This is a genomic window from Rossellomorea arthrocnemi, assembly GCF_904424705.1.
Taxonomy (GTDB): domain Bacteria; phylum Bacillota; class Bacilli; order Bacillales; family Bacillaceae_B; genus Rossellomorea; species Rossellomorea arthrocnemi.
The window spans coordinates 250,955-267,691 of sequence record NZ_CAJGBF010000004.1; the positions used below are offsets into that span (position 1 = coordinate 250,955).

Annotated in this window: 19 protein-coding genes; 7 read left to right on the forward strand and 12 right to left on the reverse strand. The window is 44.0% G+C overall.

Translation table 11 applies throughout. The annotated features are described in order from the left end of the window. Nucleotides 1-78: 78 nt before the first annotated feature. Both BAA9072_RS08635 and BAA9072_RS08640 read right to left on the reverse strand, forming a co-directional pair. On the reverse strand, nt 79-879 hold the full coding sequence (locus BAA9072_RS08635) for a cobalamin-binding protein (protein WP_201714264.1): 801 nt from the start codon (nt 877-879) through the stop codon (nt 79-81). A 10-nt stretch (nt 880-889) separates the two neighbouring features. After that, nucleotides 890-1,369: a divergent PAP2 family protein gene (locus BAA9072_RS08640; RefSeq protein ID WP_201714265.1), complete on the reverse strand. Its 480-nt coding sequence runs from the start codon at nt 1,367-1,369 to the stop codon at nt 890-892. A 159-nt stretch (nt 1,370-1,528) separates the two neighbouring features. Here BAA9072_RS08640 and BAA9072_RS08645 point away from each other — a divergent pair, with 159 nt between their 5' ends. The 3 genes from BAA9072_RS08645 (at nt 1,529) to BAA9072_RS08650 (ending at nt 4,951) form a co-directional block, all read left to right on the forward strand. Continuing rightward, nucleotides 1,529-3,034: a leucyl aminopeptidase gene (locus BAA9072_RS08645; RefSeq protein ID WP_201714266.1), complete on the forward strand. Its 1,506-nt coding sequence runs from the start codon at nt 1,529-1,531 to the stop codon at nt 3,032-3,034. A gap of 280 nt (nt 3,035-3,314) precedes the next feature. Then, nucleotides 3,315-3,449: a hypothetical protein gene (locus BAA9072_RS24465; RefSeq protein WP_269139930.1), complete on the forward strand. Its 135-nt coding sequence runs from the start codon at nt 3,315-3,317 to the stop codon at nt 3,447-3,449. 185 nt (nt 3,450-3,634) lie between these two features. Then, on the forward strand, nt 3,635-4,951 hold the full coding sequence (locus BAA9072_RS08650) for a Na+/H+ antiporter family protein (RefSeq protein WP_201714267.1): 1,317 nt from the start codon (nt 3,635-3,637) through the stop codon (nt 4,949-4,951). A 36-nt stretch (nt 4,952-4,987) separates the two neighbouring features. On the opposite strand, the gene BAA9072_RS08655 is transcribed toward BAA9072_RS08650, so the two are convergent. Further along, on the reverse strand, nt 4,988-5,374 hold the full coding sequence (locus tag BAA9072_RS08655; RefSeq protein ID WP_201714268.1) for a hypothetical protein: 387 nt from the start codon (nt 5,372-5,374) through the stop codon (nt 4,988-4,990). Nucleotides 5,375-5,538: 164 nt separating this feature from the next. On the opposite strand from BAA9072_RS08655, the gene BAA9072_RS08660 reads away from it, so the two are divergent. Continuing rightward, a complete protein-coding gene (locus BAA9072_RS08660; protein WP_201714269.1) occupies nt 5,539-5,922 on the forward strand; it encodes a hotdog fold thioesterase in 384 nt (127 codons plus the stop codon). A 73-nt stretch (nt 5,923-5,995) separates the two neighbouring features. Next, a complete protein-coding gene (locus BAA9072_RS08665; RefSeq protein WP_201714270.1) occupies nt 5,996-6,364 on the forward strand; it encodes a DUF2188 domain-containing protein in 369 nt (122 codons plus the stop codon). 59 nt (nt 6,365-6,423) lie between these two features. Here the strand turns inward: BAA9072_RS08665 and mnhG are convergent, their stop codons facing one another. From mnhG to BAA9072_RS08700, 7 genes are read right to left on the reverse strand one after another with little or no spacing between them, the layout of a single operon-like run. Then, a complete protein-coding gene (mnhG, locus tag BAA9072_RS08670; RefSeq protein ID WP_201714271.1) occupies nt 6,424-6,786 on the reverse strand; it encodes a monovalent cation/H(+) antiporter subunit G in 363 nt (120 codons plus the stop codon). After that, nucleotides 6,770-7,054: a Na(+)/H(+) antiporter subunit F1 gene (locus BAA9072_RS08675; protein WP_098350101.1), complete on the reverse strand. Its 285-nt coding sequence runs from the start codon at nt 7,052-7,054 to the stop codon at nt 6,770-6,772. Before BAA9072_RS08675 ends, mnhG begins: the two co-directional genes overlap by 17 nt. Then, the gene (locus tag BAA9072_RS08680; RefSeq protein WP_201714272.1) at nt 7,054-7,530 is read right to left on the reverse strand and encodes a Na+/H+ antiporter subunit E; all 477 of its coding nucleotides are present in this window, start codon (nt 7,528-7,530) and stop codon (nt 7,054-7,056) included. Before BAA9072_RS08680 ends, BAA9072_RS08675 begins: the two co-directional genes overlap by 1 nt. A 6-nt stretch (nt 7,531-7,536) precedes the next feature. Continuing rightward, a complete protein-coding gene (locus BAA9072_RS08685; RefSeq protein ID WP_201714273.1) occupies nt 7,537-9,018 on the reverse strand; it encodes a Na+/H+ antiporter subunit D in 1,482 nt (493 codons plus the stop codon). After that, nucleotides 9,011-9,352 (reverse strand): Na(+)/H(+) antiporter subunit C, encoded by a 342-nt coding sequence (locus BAA9072_RS08690; protein WP_201714274.1) that lies wholly within the window; start codon nt 9,350-9,352, stop codon nt 9,011-9,013. Before BAA9072_RS08690 ends, BAA9072_RS08685 begins: the two co-directional genes overlap by 8 nt. After that, the gene (locus tag BAA9072_RS08695; protein WP_201714275.1) at nt 9,352-9,786 is read right to left on the reverse strand and encodes a Na(+)/H(+) antiporter subunit B; all 435 of its coding nucleotides are present in this window, start codon (nt 9,784-9,786) and stop codon (nt 9,352-9,354) included. Before BAA9072_RS08695 ends, BAA9072_RS08690 begins: the two co-directional genes overlap by 1 nt. Beyond that, nucleotides 9,783-12,188, reverse strand: coding sequence for a Na+/H+ antiporter subunit A (locus tag BAA9072_RS08700; RefSeq protein WP_201714276.1), 2,406 nt, complete (start codon nt 12,186-12,188; stop codon nt 9,783-9,785). The genes BAA9072_RS08695 and BAA9072_RS08700 overlap by 4 nt, the downstream gene beginning before the upstream one ends. A 301-nt stretch (nt 12,189-12,489) precedes the next feature. On the opposite strand from BAA9072_RS08700, the gene BAA9072_RS08705 reads away from it, so the two are divergent. Both BAA9072_RS08705 and BAA9072_RS08710 read left to right on the forward strand, forming a co-directional pair. After that, nucleotides 12,490-12,747, forward strand: coding sequence for a hypothetical protein (locus BAA9072_RS08705; protein WP_201714277.1), 258 nt, complete (start codon nt 12,490-12,492; stop codon nt 12,745-12,747). A gap of 163 nt (nt 12,748-12,910) precedes the next feature. Beyond that, nucleotides 12,911-13,486: a DUF5366 family protein gene (locus BAA9072_RS08710; RefSeq protein ID WP_230980799.1), complete on the forward strand. Its 576-nt coding sequence runs from the start codon at nt 12,911-12,913 to the stop codon at nt 13,484-13,486. 50 nt (nt 13,487-13,536) lie between these two features. Here the strand turns inward: BAA9072_RS08710 and BAA9072_RS08715 are convergent, their stop codons facing one another. Continuing rightward, complete coding sequence (locus BAA9072_RS08715; RefSeq protein WP_201714278.1) at nt 13,537-15,384, reverse strand: transglycosylase domain-containing protein; 1,848 nt, start codon at nt 15,382-15,384, stop codon at nt 13,537-13,539. Between the two features lie 16 nt (nt 15,385-15,400). After that, nucleotides 15,401-16,612: an MFS transporter gene (locus BAA9072_RS08720; protein ID WP_201714330.1), complete on the reverse strand. Its 1,212-nt coding sequence runs from the start codon at nt 16,610-16,612 to the stop codon at nt 15,401-15,403. Nucleotides 16,613-16,737 lie beyond the last annotated feature (125 nt).

Below are 16,737 nucleotides of genomic sequence, written 5' to 3' on the forward strand. Positions count from 1 at the left end.
AAAAAATTTAAGATGCCTGCTCATTTCTAGTGAATGAGCAGGCATTTTAATGTATGAATGTACTATGGGATAAGTCTCTTACTCGATTTGAGAAAATTCTTCATGATACAAATCGGGGTGAAGCAACCCGGCAAGCTTAACGGCCCCTTCTAATAGAAGGGGGGATGGTCTGCAGTAGAGTGCTTCTTCCAAGACAAAAATCCGATCCTTTTGTACAGCCTCGAGCTGTTTCCAACCTGGCCGCTTTTTTACGATTTCCGGCTTCACCCGTTTCTGCTGAACCCCGACCCATGCCAGGCAAATATAATCCGGGTTGCGTTTTACTACATCATCCCAATCGGTTTGAACACTTGCCAATTCAACGTCATTAAAGAGGTTACGGGCACCGACCATTTCGCTCAGCTCGGTCAGCCAATTAATCTTTCCCGGAGTGAAGACAGGTTTGGGCCACCATTCCCAATAAAGGGATGGGGGATTGGAAACCCCTTCCCCGATGGTCTTTAACCGATTAACGGTACCTGTAAATTCCTGGTGACGTCTGATCGCGTGATTTTCAATGCCACAAGCTTTTCCCACCGTTAAGAGATCATCTGCAATGTCAGAGAAACTCTGAGGATTAAGAGTGATATGGGGAATGTTCCTTTTTTCAAGTTCTTCTATGTTCTTTTCCATTCCTGGTACGCTTAATGATGAAAATACCAAATCCGGGTTTAATGATTCCAGCTTATCCATGTTAATGGAGAGATCCGGTCCAAGCTGTGGCAGGGACTTTACCTCTTCGGGATAATCGGAGAAATCATCAACACCTGCAAGTAGAGGTGTTAATCCCAGGTAGTCGATGATTTCTGTGTTACTGGGGCAAATGGAAACGATTTTCATGATTCCCCTCCTAGGCGATGAATAAATAATGAAGAAGAAGCGTCAGAATGATTCCTGATAATCCACCAAAGAATACTTCAATGGGTTTATGACCCAATAATTCCTTCAGCTCCTTGCGTTTTTCCTGTTCAGGTTTGTTTTGCCAGCCTTTTGCTTCTGACATGAATCTCTGGAAATCCACCATCAATTGATTGAGGACGATCGCCTGCTCTCCAGCCTGTCTTCTGACTCCCGTTGCATCAAACATCGTAATGATGGCAAACATGGCGGATACGGCAAAGATGGGTGAAGAGAGCCCCACTTCAAGGGCAACACCGGTGGATAATGCGGTTACGGCTGCTGAATGGGAACTCGGCATCCCGCCTGTCGAGGTAATCAAAGACCAATTTAATTCCCTCGTCGCGATATACTGTATGGGAACCTTTACAAACTGCGCAAAAAAGATGGAAAATAAAGACGCCCATAATGGAAAATTAAACAATACTTCCATGTTGTGAAATGCCACCCTTTCAATTGTTTGAATAAAAATAATGTTCTCATTATATCATACCCTAATGACTCCTTAATTTAACTTTAAAAAGTGGATTGTTTAGAAAGTCGAAATAATTGGACATCTTCGCTATAATAGAGTGTGGAGGTGTCGATAAACATGAATTTTTCAATCAATCAAAATGAAGTGACGAAGGCGAACGGGGAATGCCTGATCGTCGGTATTTACAATCAGCCAACATTCGAAGGGGAGCTGAAAGAGCTCGATCAGAAGTTTGAAGGCTACCTTACACAGCTGGTGAAGGATAAAGACATTTCTTCTAAAGCGAAGAAAGTGTCAAAGATACATACGTTTGGAAAACTCGAAGCGAAAAGAGTGTTATTCGTAGGACTTGGAAAGCAAAAAGAGTTGACCTTTGATCTATTAAAAGAGTCATTAGGTTCAGCGTCCAAAACATTGAAGGAAATGAAAGTGTCTTCGTTTTCTGTCGCACTCGACACATTTGTTTCTGAAGAAATCGTTGCAACGGATGTAGCTCATGCCTTTATGGAAGCCTTTACGATGTCTACTTATGAGTTCCACGGTTATAAAAAGAAATCGAATGAACCGGAAGTACACACGGAAGCGATCGAGTTTTTTACAAAAGGAGAGTCGAAAGAAATAGAGACCGCCTTACATATTGGCTCTGCTTTCGGGAATGGGGTGAATTCCGCACGTACACTGGTTAATACACCTGGTAATCTATTAACCTCGACAAAATTGGCGGAATACGCCTTGGAATTGGCTGAACGATACAACTTTGAGGTTGAAATCCTCGACAAGGAAGAAATGGAGCATCTGGGAATGGGTGCATTACTTGCCGTGAACCAGGGTTCTGTGGAGCCTCCGAAGATGATTGTCCTGAAATACAACGGAAAAGAGGACTGGAAGGATGTCATCGGATTAGTCGGAAAAGGGATTACATTTGATACAGGGGGTTACTCCCTTAAGCCCAAGGATGGAATTGTCGGTATGAAAACAGACATGGGTGGGGCGGCAGCTGTTCTCGGTGCCATGGAAATCATTGGTGAAATCAAACCGGAACAAAATGTCGTTGCCGTCATTCCTTCAACGGATAATATGGTGAGCGGCGCTGCATTCAAGCCTGACGATGTGATTACATCCATGAGCGGTAAAACCATTGAAGTGTTAAATACCGACGCAGAAGGGCGTCTCGCGCTCGCTGACGGAATGACCTATGCAAAGCATCAAGGGGCTAACTATTTAGTGGATGTTGCAACCTTAACCGGCGGGGTCATCGTTGCACTCGGTGAGGATAAAACCGGTGCCCTAACTAATAATGAAGCGTTCTTCGAACAGGTATTGGAAGCTTCAGGTGAATCAGGGGAATACATCTGGCAGCTTCCTTATACGGAAAATGATAAAAAGCGCGTCCGTGGAAGTGATATAGCCGACTTGAACAACTCACCTGGCCGTGCGGGTCATGCCATCATGGGAGGTGCGTTTGTCGGGGAGTTCTCGGAAGGACTGCCTTGGGTACATCTTGATATCGCTGGAACCGCTACGACAAAAGGAAGTCATGATCTTGGTCCTTCAGGTGGGACGGGTGTCATGGCGAGGACGCTTGCCTTATTGGTCGAACGTTTTGAGCCTTTAGAGAAATAAGTACGATTGGAGAGTCTTTTTTCAGTGCCTGAGTATGGGGGCGCTGGGAGAAGGCTTTTTTTATTGGGAGATTAGTAGAGGAAGGGGGTGGGGGGATGTTAATTAATGGTAAAATACGCAATTAGGGCTTGAAAGGACGCAATTAAGTTAGAAAATGACGCAATAAATGGAAAAATGACGCAATCACGTTGGAAAATGACGCAATTCCCTCAAATCCACACCGATTCTGGACTCAAATGTAAAACCCACCCCCGTTATTTGAGAAGGAAATCCGCTGCAGTTGAACAGAATAGAGCCTGAGTGGATTAAGAATCCGGCTGTTTATGGTCATAAACCACCCGAAATGATAAAAGATCCAGCGGAAATTGGATCTAATCCAGCCGAAACGTTTAATATCCAGTCGATTAACGTTTAATAGTAATAGAGCCCACCACCTCAAAATTCCCCACCCCATCTTTCATCCCGCTAAAGTATTGACAAACACTCTTTATCTTGTTAAAGTAGAAATCGTGATTTTATCACTCTACCAATTTAGCGAATTAAAGTATAACGAAAACAAATATCAAATCGATATAATGAGTATATAAGGAGGAAGTAGTTATGAATGCAGTTGTAATAGCGGTTCTCGTCATGCTGGTACTGAGTCTGGTACGTGTGAACGTTGTATTCGCTCTGATCACTGGTGCGTTAGTCGGGGGACTGACAGGCGGACTCGGATTGGACGAGACGATATCCGTCTTTTCGGATGGAATAAGCGGCGGGGCAAGTATCGCACTGAGTTATGCATTATTGGGTGGATTTGCAGTGGCGATTTCCTATACGGGAATTCCGAATCTACTCGTTGACTGGGTATTAAAAGTTGTCGGGAAAAAAGGGGATACAAGAAAGACAGCCCTTTCGAAAGCACTTATTGTTATATCTATTTTAATCATGGCTTGTTTTTCACAAAATGTGATTCCGATTCACATCGCTTTTATCCCGATTTTGATCCCGCCTTTATTAAAGGTGATGACAGAGTTACGAATCGATAGACGTTTAATCGCCTCGGTGATGACGTTTGGATTAACCGCCCCTTATATACTGTTACCAGTAGGATTTGGACTGCAATTCCATGAGATTATCGCTCAAAACATGGCTTCGAGTGGAATGGAGATCGCCATTAGTGATATTCCGAAAGCTATGCTTCTTCCTGTCGGAGGAATGATGATTGGGTTGCTGATTGCTGTGTTTGTCAGTTATCGAAAACCTAGGGACTACAATGAAGCAGAAGAAGTGATCGCAGATGAAAAAATCGTTTACAACAAACGAGCGATGATCTTCGCTCTCCTTTCCATCGTCGTGGCCTTATATGTCCAGCTACAGCTGGAATCGATGATCTTTGGGGCATTGGCAGGTATTGCCGTCCTGTATATTTCAGGGTCGGTTAAATGGAAAGAGGCTGATGGGTTACTGAATGAAGGAATGAAAATGATGGCCTTTATCGGTTTTGTCATGATAACCGCATCAGGTTTTGCGGCAGTGGTAACGGCAACAGGAGATGTTGAGACATTGGTAAAGGCGACTGCTGATGTCATTGGAGGCAACCAGGCGTTGGCTGCGCTCATCATGCTGGTGGTCGGGCTTCTGGTGACAATGGGAATCGGGTCTTCATTCGCGACGATTCCCATCATTGCGGCCATCTTTGTTCCCCTTGCCATGGAGCTCGGATTCAGTCCCCTTGCCACAATTGCGATTGTTGGTACAGCGGGTGCTCTTGGTGACGCAGGGTCACCTGCATCAGACAGTACGCTGGGACCGACTGCAGGACTGAATGCGGATGGTCAGCATAATCACATTTGGGATACATGTGTCCCAACCTTTTTGCACTATAATATTCCTCTGATCCTGTTCGGTTGGATTGCGGCGATCATCTTATAATAGAAAGAAGCAAGGGCATCCCTTGCTTCTTTTCTTTTACATCCACCGGACGATCACGATTAAATGACAGCAATCCACTTGACCAAATTTTTCATCAAAGACAAGGCGAACTCCATCCGGATTGAACGAAACAATCGGCTGTACCCTTGTACCGATGGTTTGAAGTAGTTTATGTACTTCAGGTACGTTCGACTGCTGTGCTGCGTTCATGAATTTTGATGAGAACTCTTTGGAGGTGTTTATTTTTTGGAGTACCTTTTGGGCATCTTCCATTAAGCTTAATGTTTTACCTGCCGAAGACATGAACGTTTTGGTTTCGACAGGGGGATAGTTCCGATTATATGAGGGTATTGGTTGTGCCCTGGAGTGGACCGGTGGGTAGGGGCGTTGAACAGGTGGATAAAAAGGATGATACCGATACATAACACATAACCCCTTTCTGAAGAAATGCTCTAAGGAAATGTATGAAACTAAGCATCGGATTATTCATCAATTGAAAGCATGATGGATAGGAAAGTGAAAATAGAGGATTTTCACGGCCTTTCTCGAACAGATAGTAAGGAAGACTATTATATGAGGTGATTCAGGTGAATACGGAGAATACATTAATCAGTGCGTTAGGAATTGAATTTGTAGAAATGAGTAAGGGCAAAGTTATTGCGACGATGCCGGTAAATGAACAGACGAGGCAGCCATTTGGTTTCCTTCACGGCGGTGCGTCCGTGGCCCTTGCGGAGACGGTGGCGAGTGTAGGGGCGGTAGAATTGATCGACCTGGAAAAGGAAATATGCTTTGGCCTTGAAATCAATGCAAACCACATCAAAGCAAAACGGGAAGGACTGGTCACCGCGACTGGTACAGTCATGCATCAGGGCAGGACCACGATGGTATGGGATATAAAAATCACAGATGAGGAAGATCAATTAATTTGTGTATCGCGTTGTACCATGGCGGTCGTTCCAAAACGATAGCCCAGAAGACAGGTTTAAAAAGTGAAAAAATGGGAAATCAACTACTAACCAATAAATTAGGAGGCCTATTTTTATGAGTTGGACAAAAAATGATTATCCTGATTCACTGAAGAACCTGCCTGCTGCCGTACGGAATAAAGCGATTGAAATTGCTAATGCCCTCCTTGATGAAGGGTATGAAGAGGGAAGGGCGATTGCCATTGCCACTGACCGTGCCCATCAATCTGAAGAGGGGAATACATCGGAAAAAACCGAATACCACATCACCCTCCACGACGACGGCTGGCAATTAAAGAAGGCTGAAGGAAAGAGGGCCATTCTTGTAGAAAATACAAAGGACAAACTCCTTTCAAAAGCCAAAGACTATGTGACGGATCATTCCGGGACACTGGTTGTGCATAAGCAGGATGGAAGTGTGGAAGAACACTTGTATCAACGTTAAGGCATTTAAAAAGGCTTGCCCTATTAAACAAGTGGGGGCAAGCCTTTTTCATTTGTCTCTTATTGACTGTTCTGGCGTTCGTATTGTTCTTTATCCTTTAAATCATCCCGTACACTTTTGTCCCAAAGTTTGACCCCTGAATTATAGGCGGCACGTGAGATGAGGTGACCGGCAACCGGTGCTGTTACAAAAATGAAGATAATGGCCAGGATCAGTCTTGAATTGAAATGCCCATGTTCCAGATAGAAGTAAAGGAATGTCGCGAGCAGGATTGACATGACCCCAAGCGTCGCACTTTTAGATGCAGCATGGTTTCTCGTATATACATCCGGAAGTCTCAATAAGCCGAAAGCGGTGACAAGGCTGAGAAATCCTCCAATGACTAAGAAAAATCCGATGAAAAATCTAATGATCTCGCTCACGTTCGATGATCTCCCCTTTCTCTAAGAACTTTGAAAAGGCTACGGTTCCCAGGAACGCCAGGATTCCGAGAAGCAGGATCACTTCGAGGAAAGCGTATGTATCGAGCATCATGGAAACAAGAGCAATGATTGCAATCAGGTTGATACCGATTGCATCAAGTGCCACGACCCGGTCAGGGGTAGTGGGGCCTTTCACGACTCTGTAAACCAGGCCGAGCATGGAGAGGGAGACGCATAGTAAAGTGATTTGAAAAATTAGATGTAACATTAGCGACTCACCTCCATAATGGCTTTTTCAAAGGAATTTTTAATGTCCTCGATGGCTTCATCCACGTCCGGGATATCGATGGCATGAACATAAAGAATCTTATTGTCATACGACACATCCATGACGAGGGTCCCGGGTGTCAGAGTGATCAGATTCGCTAATAATGTAATCTCCCAATCGGTCTTTAATTCTGTCGGTAAAGCGAATATGCCCGGTTGGAAATCCAACTTCGGTTTCAAAACGGTTTTTAAAACCGAGATGTTTGCGAGAATCAGTTCCTTCAAGAACAAGAAGAATAAGCTGATGACAGCAGCCACCCGTAACAAATAAAACCGTGAGTTGAAAAATCTTCTGAATGCAAATATAACAAGCAATCCTAGTAAAAAGCCAATAATGAATGACTGAGAAGTAAAGGATACCGAAAGAAACATCCAGACAAAGGCCAGGAAAAAATTTAATAAAATTTGAAAAGCCATTCTGCATTACTCCTTTAACACTGCGTCTATATAGAGATCCGGATTCACCAGTACTTCTGCTGCTTGTGAGAATAGGGGACGCATCGCTTCTGCCCCAAGGCCGAAACATACGGCCAGCACAACGAGTATCAGAGACGTCATCCATAAGTAACGGGCGTCACCCTTTGAAGCTCCGTTATATTCCTTTGGCGTTCCCCATATGCCATTCAGGAAGATTTTAATGACAGAGTAGAGGACCAATAAACTTGATGCCAGAACGACGCCTGCACCTACATAGGCCTCTGCCGCAAAGCTTCCCCTTACGATTAATAGCTTGCCGATAAAACCGCTTAACGGCGGGATGCCGGCAAGAGAGAATGCAGCGACGAGGAATGTCCACCCGAGCCACGGGTAGTGCTTGATCAAACCGCCCATTTTCTTTAAGTTGGCTGTGCCGGTAATGGCAATCATGACGCCAACGAGAAGGAATAAAGCGGCTTTGATGATCATGTCATGAACAACATAATAAATGGCACCCTCTAACGCTTCAGGGTTCATCGTCGATACTCCGAACAAAATCACACCTACCGCTATGATGATGTTATAGATGATGATTTTCTTTACATCCCAATAAGCAATGGCTCCAATACAGCCAAGGATGATAGTGAGGATGGCCAGTATGCCCAGGATCTCATGGGTAAAACCGGTATCGTGATAGAAAAATAATGTGTATGTTCGTAAAATCGAGTAGATTCCGACTTTCGTAAGCAAGGCTCCGAACAATGCAAGCACCGGTGTCGGGGGAGCATAATAAGAGCCGGGCAGCCAGAAGTACAGAGGAAAGATCGCACCTTTAAGTCCAAATACCAATAGAAACAGGATGGCGATGGCCGTCACGATACCAGGCTGATCGACCAGGGCGATTTTTCTCGAGATATCCGCCATATTCAGCGTTCCAACGACAGAATACAGGTATGCAACGGTTATGACGAATAGTGCAGAAGAAATGACATTCACCAAAATGTATTTGATTCCCTCTCGCAATTGTGCCTTCGTTCCTCCGAGAACCAATAGAACGTACGAACTCATCAGCATTACTTCGAAAAAGACGAAAAGGTTAAAAATATCCCCTGTCGTGAAAGCCCCGTTCACTCCCACCAGTAGAAATTGAACGACAGGATAATAATAGAAACGTTCCCGTTCCACTCCAATCGACTTAAAAGAGTAGAGCAGGACAACAAGTGTAATGATACTGGTCGTTGTCACCAGTAATGCAGAAAGCATATCGGAAACCAGTGTTATTCCAAAAGGGGCGACCCAGCTCCCCAGGTTCACCGTCTGGATTCCGTGCTGATGTACCGTATTGATCAGTACAAGGGAGGCTGCGACAGTCAGCAATGTTGATACCGCTGAAATTCCACGTTGTACTTTTACATATTTGCTTATGAACATTAAGATAATCGCCGTGAATAACGGGATTAAAATCGGTAGTATTAATAAGTTAGTCATTTCCTTCGTTACCTCTCATCTGATCCATATTATCCGTGCCAAGCTCTTGATATGCCCGATAAGCGAGAACAAGGAAGAAAGCTGTCACTCCAAAGCTGATAACGATTGCCGTCAGGATTAAAGCCTGGGGCAGTGGATCAACATACCCATTGGAATGTTCTCCGAGTAGAGGTGCAGCTCCCCCTTTAAGGCCACTTACTGAAAGAATTAATAAATGGGCCCCGTGACTTAATAACGCTGTACCAATGATGATCCTGAGTAAGCTCTTGGATAGCATTAAGTACACGGCGCTTGTGAAAAGAATTCCGACCACAACGGCCATGATGATCTCCATTATTCGCTCACCCCAATCGTTTGAATAATGGTCATGGTGACCCCGATGACAACCAGATACACGCCTGTATCAAACAGCACGGCCGTATGCAGCGATGTCTTTCCTAACAGGGGAAGATGAAAATAATCATACGCATGGGTGAGGAACGGGACATCGAATAACAAGGCCCCTGCCCCTGTAGCCACGGAGAATAACAGACCGATTGCTGTTATGATCTTGTAATCCACCGGTAATATGGTGGCGACGGTCTTGATATCATACGCCAGTAACAACAGCACGATGGCTGCCGACGTCATCAAGCCCCCAATAAATCCTCCCCCCGGGGTATAGTGACCCGAGAAAAAAAGTCGTAATGAAAACAGGATGATAATGAATGCGACCACATTGGTGACGGTCTGCAGGATGACATCATTTGTTTTTACTTTTGCTTTCATCCTTCATCCCTCCTTGTAAGACGCAATTTAATCATGGAGAATATGCCCAGTGCCGCAATGGCCAAGACGCAAATCTCAAACATGGTATCAAACCCACGGAAGTCAACCAGAATAACGTTGACCATATTCTCCCCGCCGGCTTTATCATGGGTATTTTCAATATAGTATTTCGAAATGGATTCAAACATTTTCGAACTGTAGGAAGAGATGGCAAATAACGTGACCACCACACCAACCCCGATCGATATGAGTGCATTACCCAGTTTGAACCGCATCCGTTCTTCATGTCTGCTTAACTGAGGCAGGTGATAGAAACACAGTAAGAATAAGGCTACCGACACGGTTTCAATAACAAGCTGTGTCAGGGCCAGGTCCGGTGCCCGGAATAATACGAAAAACAGTGAAACAGTGTATCCTGCGGCACCGAGGGATATGATCGATGTTAATCGTGACTTCGCGAACAGAATGGTAACCGAACTGATCACAAGAAGAAGAGCGATGGCGATTTCATAGACCCCGACAGGCGCAAGATGTTTCGTATTGATGGCAAATGCCCCTTTAAACCATAGGGCAAACAGAGATACGGCAATCAGGAACGAGAAGATGTACACCAGGTAAGTTCGAATGAACCCAGTCATATATCCGCTCGTGAAGTTCTTTGCCCCACGTTCGCTCCTGACCAGTCCTCCATCATAAAAAGAGTTCAATGTTAAGCGTTCAGGAATCCATGAGTAGACCTTTTTCCAAGATGGAAGCAGGAGGTACAACAGAATCCCGATTAGAATAACCCCAAAGGTCATGAATAACTCGGGTGTAGGTCCATGCCAGAAAGAAATATGAGTCTCGACTGCATGTCCATCCTGAATCAGGCTTGGTGTAATGGCAGCCACTGCCGGCGCAATGATCCGTTCTGACAGGATATTCGGAAAGAAACCGAAAATGACGACAAGTGAAGCTAAAATAATTGGTGAAATCAACATGCCAAGAGGTGCTTCATGCGGTTTTTTTTCAAGTTTTTCCGGTTGGTGCTTCCCGGTGAAGGTTTTGAAGACCAGGATCATACTGTAAATAAAAGTGAACACACTTCCTACCCATGCGAGGAGCGGGAAGATCATGCCGAAAGTATCTAAGTTGAAAATATCCATTTCAAGGACCCTGACCATACCCGTAAAGAACATTTCCTTGGATAGGAACCCGTTGAAAGGAGGGAGCCCGGCCATGGAGAAAGCACCAATGATGGCAATGGTAAACGTGATAGGCATGAAGTTCATCAGCCCGCCAAGCTTTCGGATATCCCTCGTACCCGTTTCGTGATCAATGATCCCGACGACCATGAATAAACTTCCTTTGAATGTCGCATGGTTGATCAAATGGAAAACGGCTGCTAGTGTGGCAACCATATAAATATTATTATCCAATTGCGTATAGTGAAGGGCAGCCGCCCCTACTCCCAGTAAGGACATGATGAGACCAAGCTGACTGACTGTGGAAAAGGCGAGAATCCCTTTCAAATCCGTCTGTTTCACAGCATTGAACGATCCCCAGAATAAGGTGAAAATCCCTACTCCTCCAACAAGCCATAACCAAACGCTTGATTCTGCGAATACGGGACTTAATCGTGCAACAAGATAGATTCCGGCTTTAACCATTGTGGCAGAATGCAGATACGCACTGACAGGTGTAGGTGCTTCCATGGCATCAGGCAGCCAGATATGAAATGGGAACTGAGCGGATTTCGTGAAAGCTCCTAATAGTACAAGGAGTAAAGCTGGAAGGAATAGTGCCTGTGACATAAGCTGATCAGCTTGTACGACTAATTCCCTGATGCTGAAGGTCCCGCCCATGAGATAAAGAAGCAGGAATCCTCCAAGCATGCTCAGTCCGCCAAAGACCGTAATGAGCATGGATTTCAGTGCACCGTATCTTGAACGCTCGCGATGATACCAATAACCGATCAATAAGAATGAAGAAATGGAAGTGAATTCCCAGAACATATAAAGAACGATTACGTTGTCGGATAGAACAACACCGAGCATCGCTCCCATAAACATCATTAGGTACACATAAAAGTTATGTAATTGCTCCTTCTTCTTATCTAAGTAATAAACCGAGTAAAGGACTACAAGTGAACCGATCCCTGTGATGAGCATGGCAAAAAGTAATCCGAGGCCATCCACATAAGCGATGAAGTTAATCCCGAAGGAAGGCATCCACTCCAAGGTTTCCTTAACCGTATCTCCGTTCTTCGTAATGGAGATGAATTGAAAAAAGTATGTAAATAAAGCTACTGGCAACAAAAGGACGAACCAGCCGGTATGTACATTCCGAAATGCTTTATAAAGAAATGGAATGAGTAGGGCAAATAAAAAAGGCGATACAATAGCCCAATGTAATAAAGTCATTTAAAACCCCCCTTATATAAATTCATTTATTTTCAACATGATCTTATGTCAACCTTATTCATAAACTGACAACATTCTACACACCTTGACCGAAGTTGAACCTCAAAGAGCATTATAACGCAAAAAATAAATGCTTGCATTACTCAGCATCCCATCCATATCAGATAATTCATGAAGTATTAAATATGAAGATAGGCGGTATTCCAATATGAAAAATTTGTTGATTTTTCTCCTTAAATCGGGTGTCCTACAGAATAGTTTCGGTCAATTTGGAGAATCCTATCCATAAGGTGGTGAAGTTATGAAAAAGAAAACAGTAGCGGTTACATCGATATTTTTTGCTTTTTTTGGTTTTGCGTGGATGGTTGAAACGGAAGACCGGTTTAATCGGGGGATCATTGAAACGGAAGACCCGACGAGTATGAATATCCAACCTGTTCAATACGGGGAAACGGAAGAAGTGGAAGAGGAGATAACGAAAGAACCTGTTCCCGGGAGACAACCCTTTGGATCCAGGGAATACATTAGAGTAGTGCCACATACCAATCTTCAACATTGAAGCTGTCCTTTCTTCCAGTATAGAAGGGGCAGTTTTTTACTTTGTTAGCAATAAGAATAGATAGGTATTTTGTCCTTGTCCCTTCTGTTTCTATACCCTTTTCAAGATTCCCATAAACGATTATGATGAGAGTGGATGAAGAATGGTTATGGGAGAGTTTTGAGTGAAAAATACATACTTAACAAGTTACTTACCCCTTTTTTCAATATTATTGTTTAGTCTTACGTTTTCCGTTTATGGAGTGGAAGTATTCGTAGACGTATTTAAAAAAATCGGCGTTTACCCCGGCATGAGGGAGTTTTTATCCGATATACAGCTTAAGCTTGCCATTTTGGTCCTGTTAATGGTTGCTTTTTTCATGGTGTTTGCGGCTTTAAAACTGATCGCGGAGACAATCAATGGTGTATCCATGCTGTTTTTTGCCACGGATTCGGATGGGCAGTTGTATAATCTTGTTCGTTCAGGCTCGATGATCTACTTCATCGGGGGTCTGGTGTCTGTAGTGAGTCTAAAGTCCTTCTTAGGGCTTTTCATCATATTTGCACTTAGTTCTATTTCTTATTTTATCTATTTTGTGTATAAAATCAGTCCGTCCCTCTCGAAATGGGGGGTCTTCGGAGTGGTGAGTTTACAGATGTTCTCATGGTCATCGTTGTTTTTGACGATTTTCTTTGTTTTTCTGAAGCTTTATAATGGAGTGATGGCAAGTTTGCCGATAATGTCGAAGGTGAAATTATAAAAGGAAAAGCGTCTGCAGACCATTCTGCAGACGCTTTTTTTGGTTTCAGGTCATTTCATGATTTCCTGCCAGATTTTATGGCTTGGGCGCTGATGTTCGATCTGGCTCATATTACGGGGGATGTCATGCCCTACCCATACCCCGGTTGTGAGAGAGTCAGTTAGCCCGATCACCCAGTAATCATGATAGTTATTGGTCGTTCCGGTTTTGATTCCTACATAGGGTTTGGATACGTAGGCGGCTTTTCCGGTTCCCACTGTTGCTCCTTCGTTGAGCATTTTTCTTATTTTAGAAGTAGTGGCTTGCGACCAAACCTTCTTCGGATCTTCTTTCCATTGATAAAGGATTTTTCCATTATAGTCTTTCACGTGAACGATGGCATGACTTTCCTGATACCTTCCATTAATAAAAGAGGTATAGGCCTCCGTCAATTCAAGGGGACTCATCCCATAAGTAAAACCACCCACAGAAGAGGCATAGGTTTTGTCTTTACTTGTCACCTTTTCAAAGGAAAAAGGGGATATGGATTGGAAGGCTTTTTCTATGCCGACTTTTTCCATGAGTCGAACCGCCGAGCCATTATAAGATTGTGCCAGGGATTGTTTCAGCGTCACTTTACCCGGCTGGACTCCTCCATAGTTGACTGGACAATACTCACCGATACAATACTGATTGGCATTCACTTTGTCATTGATGCCTGCCTTGAATTTCTCAATATAGGGAGCGTATACAAGCAGCGGTTTTATCACTGACCCTGGCTGTCGAAAGGCTTGAAACGCATGATTGAAATTATACTTCTGGTAGTTCATTCCCCCGGATAAGGCGACAATGTCCCTGGTGTTGTTGTCGATAGTGACGGTGGCTCCCTGCAATTCTTCATTCAGTTGTTCGTTCAAAGCCCGTACACTTTTTTGTTGAAGTGCAGGCTGCAAAGCCGTTTGAATCCGGACCCCTGACGAAATCACGTCCTGAAAACGTTCTTCGAGATTCTCGGCGATCCGCTTCTTTTCTTCTGCTGTAGAAGCATTTTCCAATTCGAGCTTAAAGCCTTCATTGAAAGCAATCAGGTCTTTTAGCTCGTTTTCCACATAAAAGGCATAATCTGGATACAGATCTGTCTTCTTACGGACATTCAAAGTAATCGGAACTTTCTTCAATTTCTCCGCTTCATCCTTGGATAGCTTTGACGTGCTCACAAGGATATCAATCAGTCGTTCCTGTCGAACTTTTGTTTGATCAAAATGGTCAATGGGATCATACTTACCCGGGTTATTCGGGATCGAAGCAATAAACGCCATCTCCGCTTGATTGAGCTCGGTGACACTTTTTTGAAAATAATATTGGGAAGCTGTTTCAATTCCATACACACCGTTGCTGAAGTAAATCACATTCATGTATAACTCCAGTATTTCATCTTTTGACAAGGATTGTTCAATTTCGTGGGCGTAGAATAGCTCTGTCAATTTACGATTATATGTTTTTTCCTGTCCCAAATATAAGTTCCGGGCAAGCTGCTGGGTAATGGTGCTTCCCCCCTGTTGGATATGGGTGAACACAAGGTTTTTCACAACAGCCCGCAGAATGGCACCTGCATCGAAACCGACGTGCTCGTAAAAGTGCTGATCTTCTGAAGCAACAAGGATATCCTTTAGAAATGCTGGGATCTTATCGTCGGGTGCATAGAGACGATAAGGACGATTCACCTCGGAAAAGACCTTACCGTCCTGATCAAGGAGTAAGCTCGTGCGGTTCAGGTCGATGGTGTCAGTACTTACAGTGTGCTCCAATTCCTGTTGAAAGCTTTGTACCTTATTCCATTCGTCTGTCGCAAAAAATAATGTGGTAAAAAAGATGAGTACAAAACTAATTACCGTTACATATCCTGCAAAAACTCTCATATCTCACTCTACTTTTCTAGTAATCTTTCACATGGCTGGTTGTGTCAGAATGACGTATACTCCACCATAATAATCCAAATGCCCCCAAGAATAAAGCACCTGTTACATAAAATACGGAAGAAATGCCAATATAGCCGGACACGATACCACCAAAGGCAGGGCCGATTACATTTCCTAAAAACCGAAAACTTTGATTATATCCGAGGACTTCCCCTTGCATGCTTAAAGGTGCTTCCTGGCGGATGTAGGCCGTAACGCAGGGAATCATGCCGCCGATGGCGATTCCGAAAAGGAACCGGAACAGGACAAGCTGCCATAATTCGACTGCCAGTGCCTGTGGAACGATGAAGATAGATGCCAGAACGAGAAGGATTGATAATACCTTTTCATACCCGATATCATCACCGAGCTGACCCCATCGTCTCGTGGCAAGCAAATTTCCGAAACCAGTAGCTGAAAAAGCAATCCCTGCCAAAAATGCCAGATTCGAAGAAGAAGTGAGCTCATCTACATACAGTGCGAGGAGCGGCTGTATGCTGAAATTCGCCACTTGAATCAATAATGACAGCAAAAGCACCGTCACAAGTAGTTTGTGGCTGAATATATGCTGAAGGACTTCTTTACTGGAATACTTGTTTCTTTGATTTCGCTGCTCCTTGCTCCGCTCCTCGTTAATTCCAAACAATACGACGGTTGCAGCCGTTGCTATAGCAATGGAAGTGAAGATGAATGTGTAGGAAAAACCTACATTGTCTGCTAAGAGTCCGCCAATCACCGGTCCGAATAACCCGCCGGATACCGTTCCCATCTGCAGGGTCCCGAGGGTCCGTCCCGCTTCTTCTTTTGGAGTCTGGGATGAAATAAGGGCCATCGATGTAGGAATGAAGCCTGTGACAGCCCCCATAATCATCCGGAGAATGAACAATCCCAAAACGGAATCCATAAAGCCCATTAAGAAGATGGACACAGCAATTCCGTATCCCGTGATCAGAAGGATCGGTTTATACCCATAACGATCCCCGATCCGTCCCCAAAGAGGAGAGATGAAGAACGCTGTCAAAAAAGTGACGCCGAAGACAAAACCTGACCAGCGCTGTACATATTCGTGGCTGTAAGTACCAAAGGTTTCAATGTAAAGAGATAAAAAGGGCAGCACCATTGTTGCACTTGCAGCTACCAAAAAATTGGCCGTGAGCATGATGGCTAGATTCTTTTTTTTGTTGGAAATGGTAAACACCTTCTATATGAATTTTTATTTCGTATACCTAAATATTCATTTTATTAAAGATTTGCTTCATAGTCCACCGAATAACATTTATTCACATGGAAAACGGGGATTTAGTCATAATTTCT

What these genes read in the sequence shown, in the direction of transcription:
- BAA9072_RS08635 (WP_201714264.1), bottom strand. Translation starts at nt 879, where the DNA reads ATGAAAATCGTTTCCATTTGCCCCAGTAACACAGAAATCATCGACTAC.
- BAA9072_RS08640 (WP_201714265.1), bottom strand. Translation starts at nt 1,369, where the DNA reads ATGGAAGTATTGTTTAATTTTCCATTATGGGCGTCTTTATTTTCCATC.
- BAA9072_RS08645 (WP_201714266.1), top strand. Translation starts at nt 1,529, where the DNA reads ATGAATTTTTCAATCAATCAAAATGAAGTGACGAAGGCGAACGGGGAA.
- BAA9072_RS08650 (WP_201714267.1), top strand. Translation starts at nt 3,635, where the DNA reads ATGAATGCAGTTGTAATAGCGGTTCTCGTCATGCTGGTACTGAGTCTG.
- BAA9072_RS08655 (WP_201714268.1), bottom strand. Translation starts at nt 5,374, where the DNA reads ATGTATCGGTATCATCCTTTTTATCCACCTGTTCAACGCCCCTACCCA.
- BAA9072_RS08665 (WP_201714270.1), top strand. Translation starts at nt 5,996, where the DNA reads ATGAGTTGGACAAAAAATGATTATCCTGATTCACTGAAGAACCTGCCT.
- BAA9072_RS08675 (WP_098350101.1), bottom strand. Translation starts at nt 7,054, where the DNA reads ATGTTACATCTAATTTTTCAAATCACTTTACTATGCGTCTCCCTCTCC.
- BAA9072_RS08680 (WP_201714272.1), bottom strand. Translation starts at nt 7,530, where the DNA reads ATGGCTTTTCAAATTTTATTAAATTTTTTCCTGGCCTTTGTCTGGATG.
- BAA9072_RS08685 (WP_201714273.1), bottom strand. Translation starts at nt 9,018, where the DNA reads ATGACTAACTTATTAATACTACCGATTTTAATCCCGTTATTCACGGCG.
- BAA9072_RS08690 (WP_201714274.1), bottom strand. Translation starts at nt 9,352, where the DNA reads ATGGAGATCATCATGGCCGTTGTGGTCGGAATTCTTTTCACAAGCGCC.
- BAA9072_RS08695 (WP_201714275.1), bottom strand. Translation starts at nt 9,786, where the DNA reads ATGAAAGCAAAAGTAAAAACAAATGATGTCATCCTGCAGACCGTCACC.
- BAA9072_RS08700 (WP_201714276.1), bottom strand. Translation starts at nt 12,188, where the DNA reads ATGACTTTATTACATTGGGCTATTGTATCGCCTTTTTTATTTGCCCTA.
- BAA9072_RS08705 (WP_201714277.1), top strand. Translation starts at nt 12,490, where the DNA reads ATGAAAAAGAAAACAGTAGCGGTTACATCGATATTTTTTGCTTTTTTT.
- BAA9072_RS08715 (WP_201714278.1), bottom strand. Translation starts at nt 15,384, where the DNA reads ATGAGAGTTTTTGCAGGATATGTAACGGTAATTAGTTTTGTACTCATC.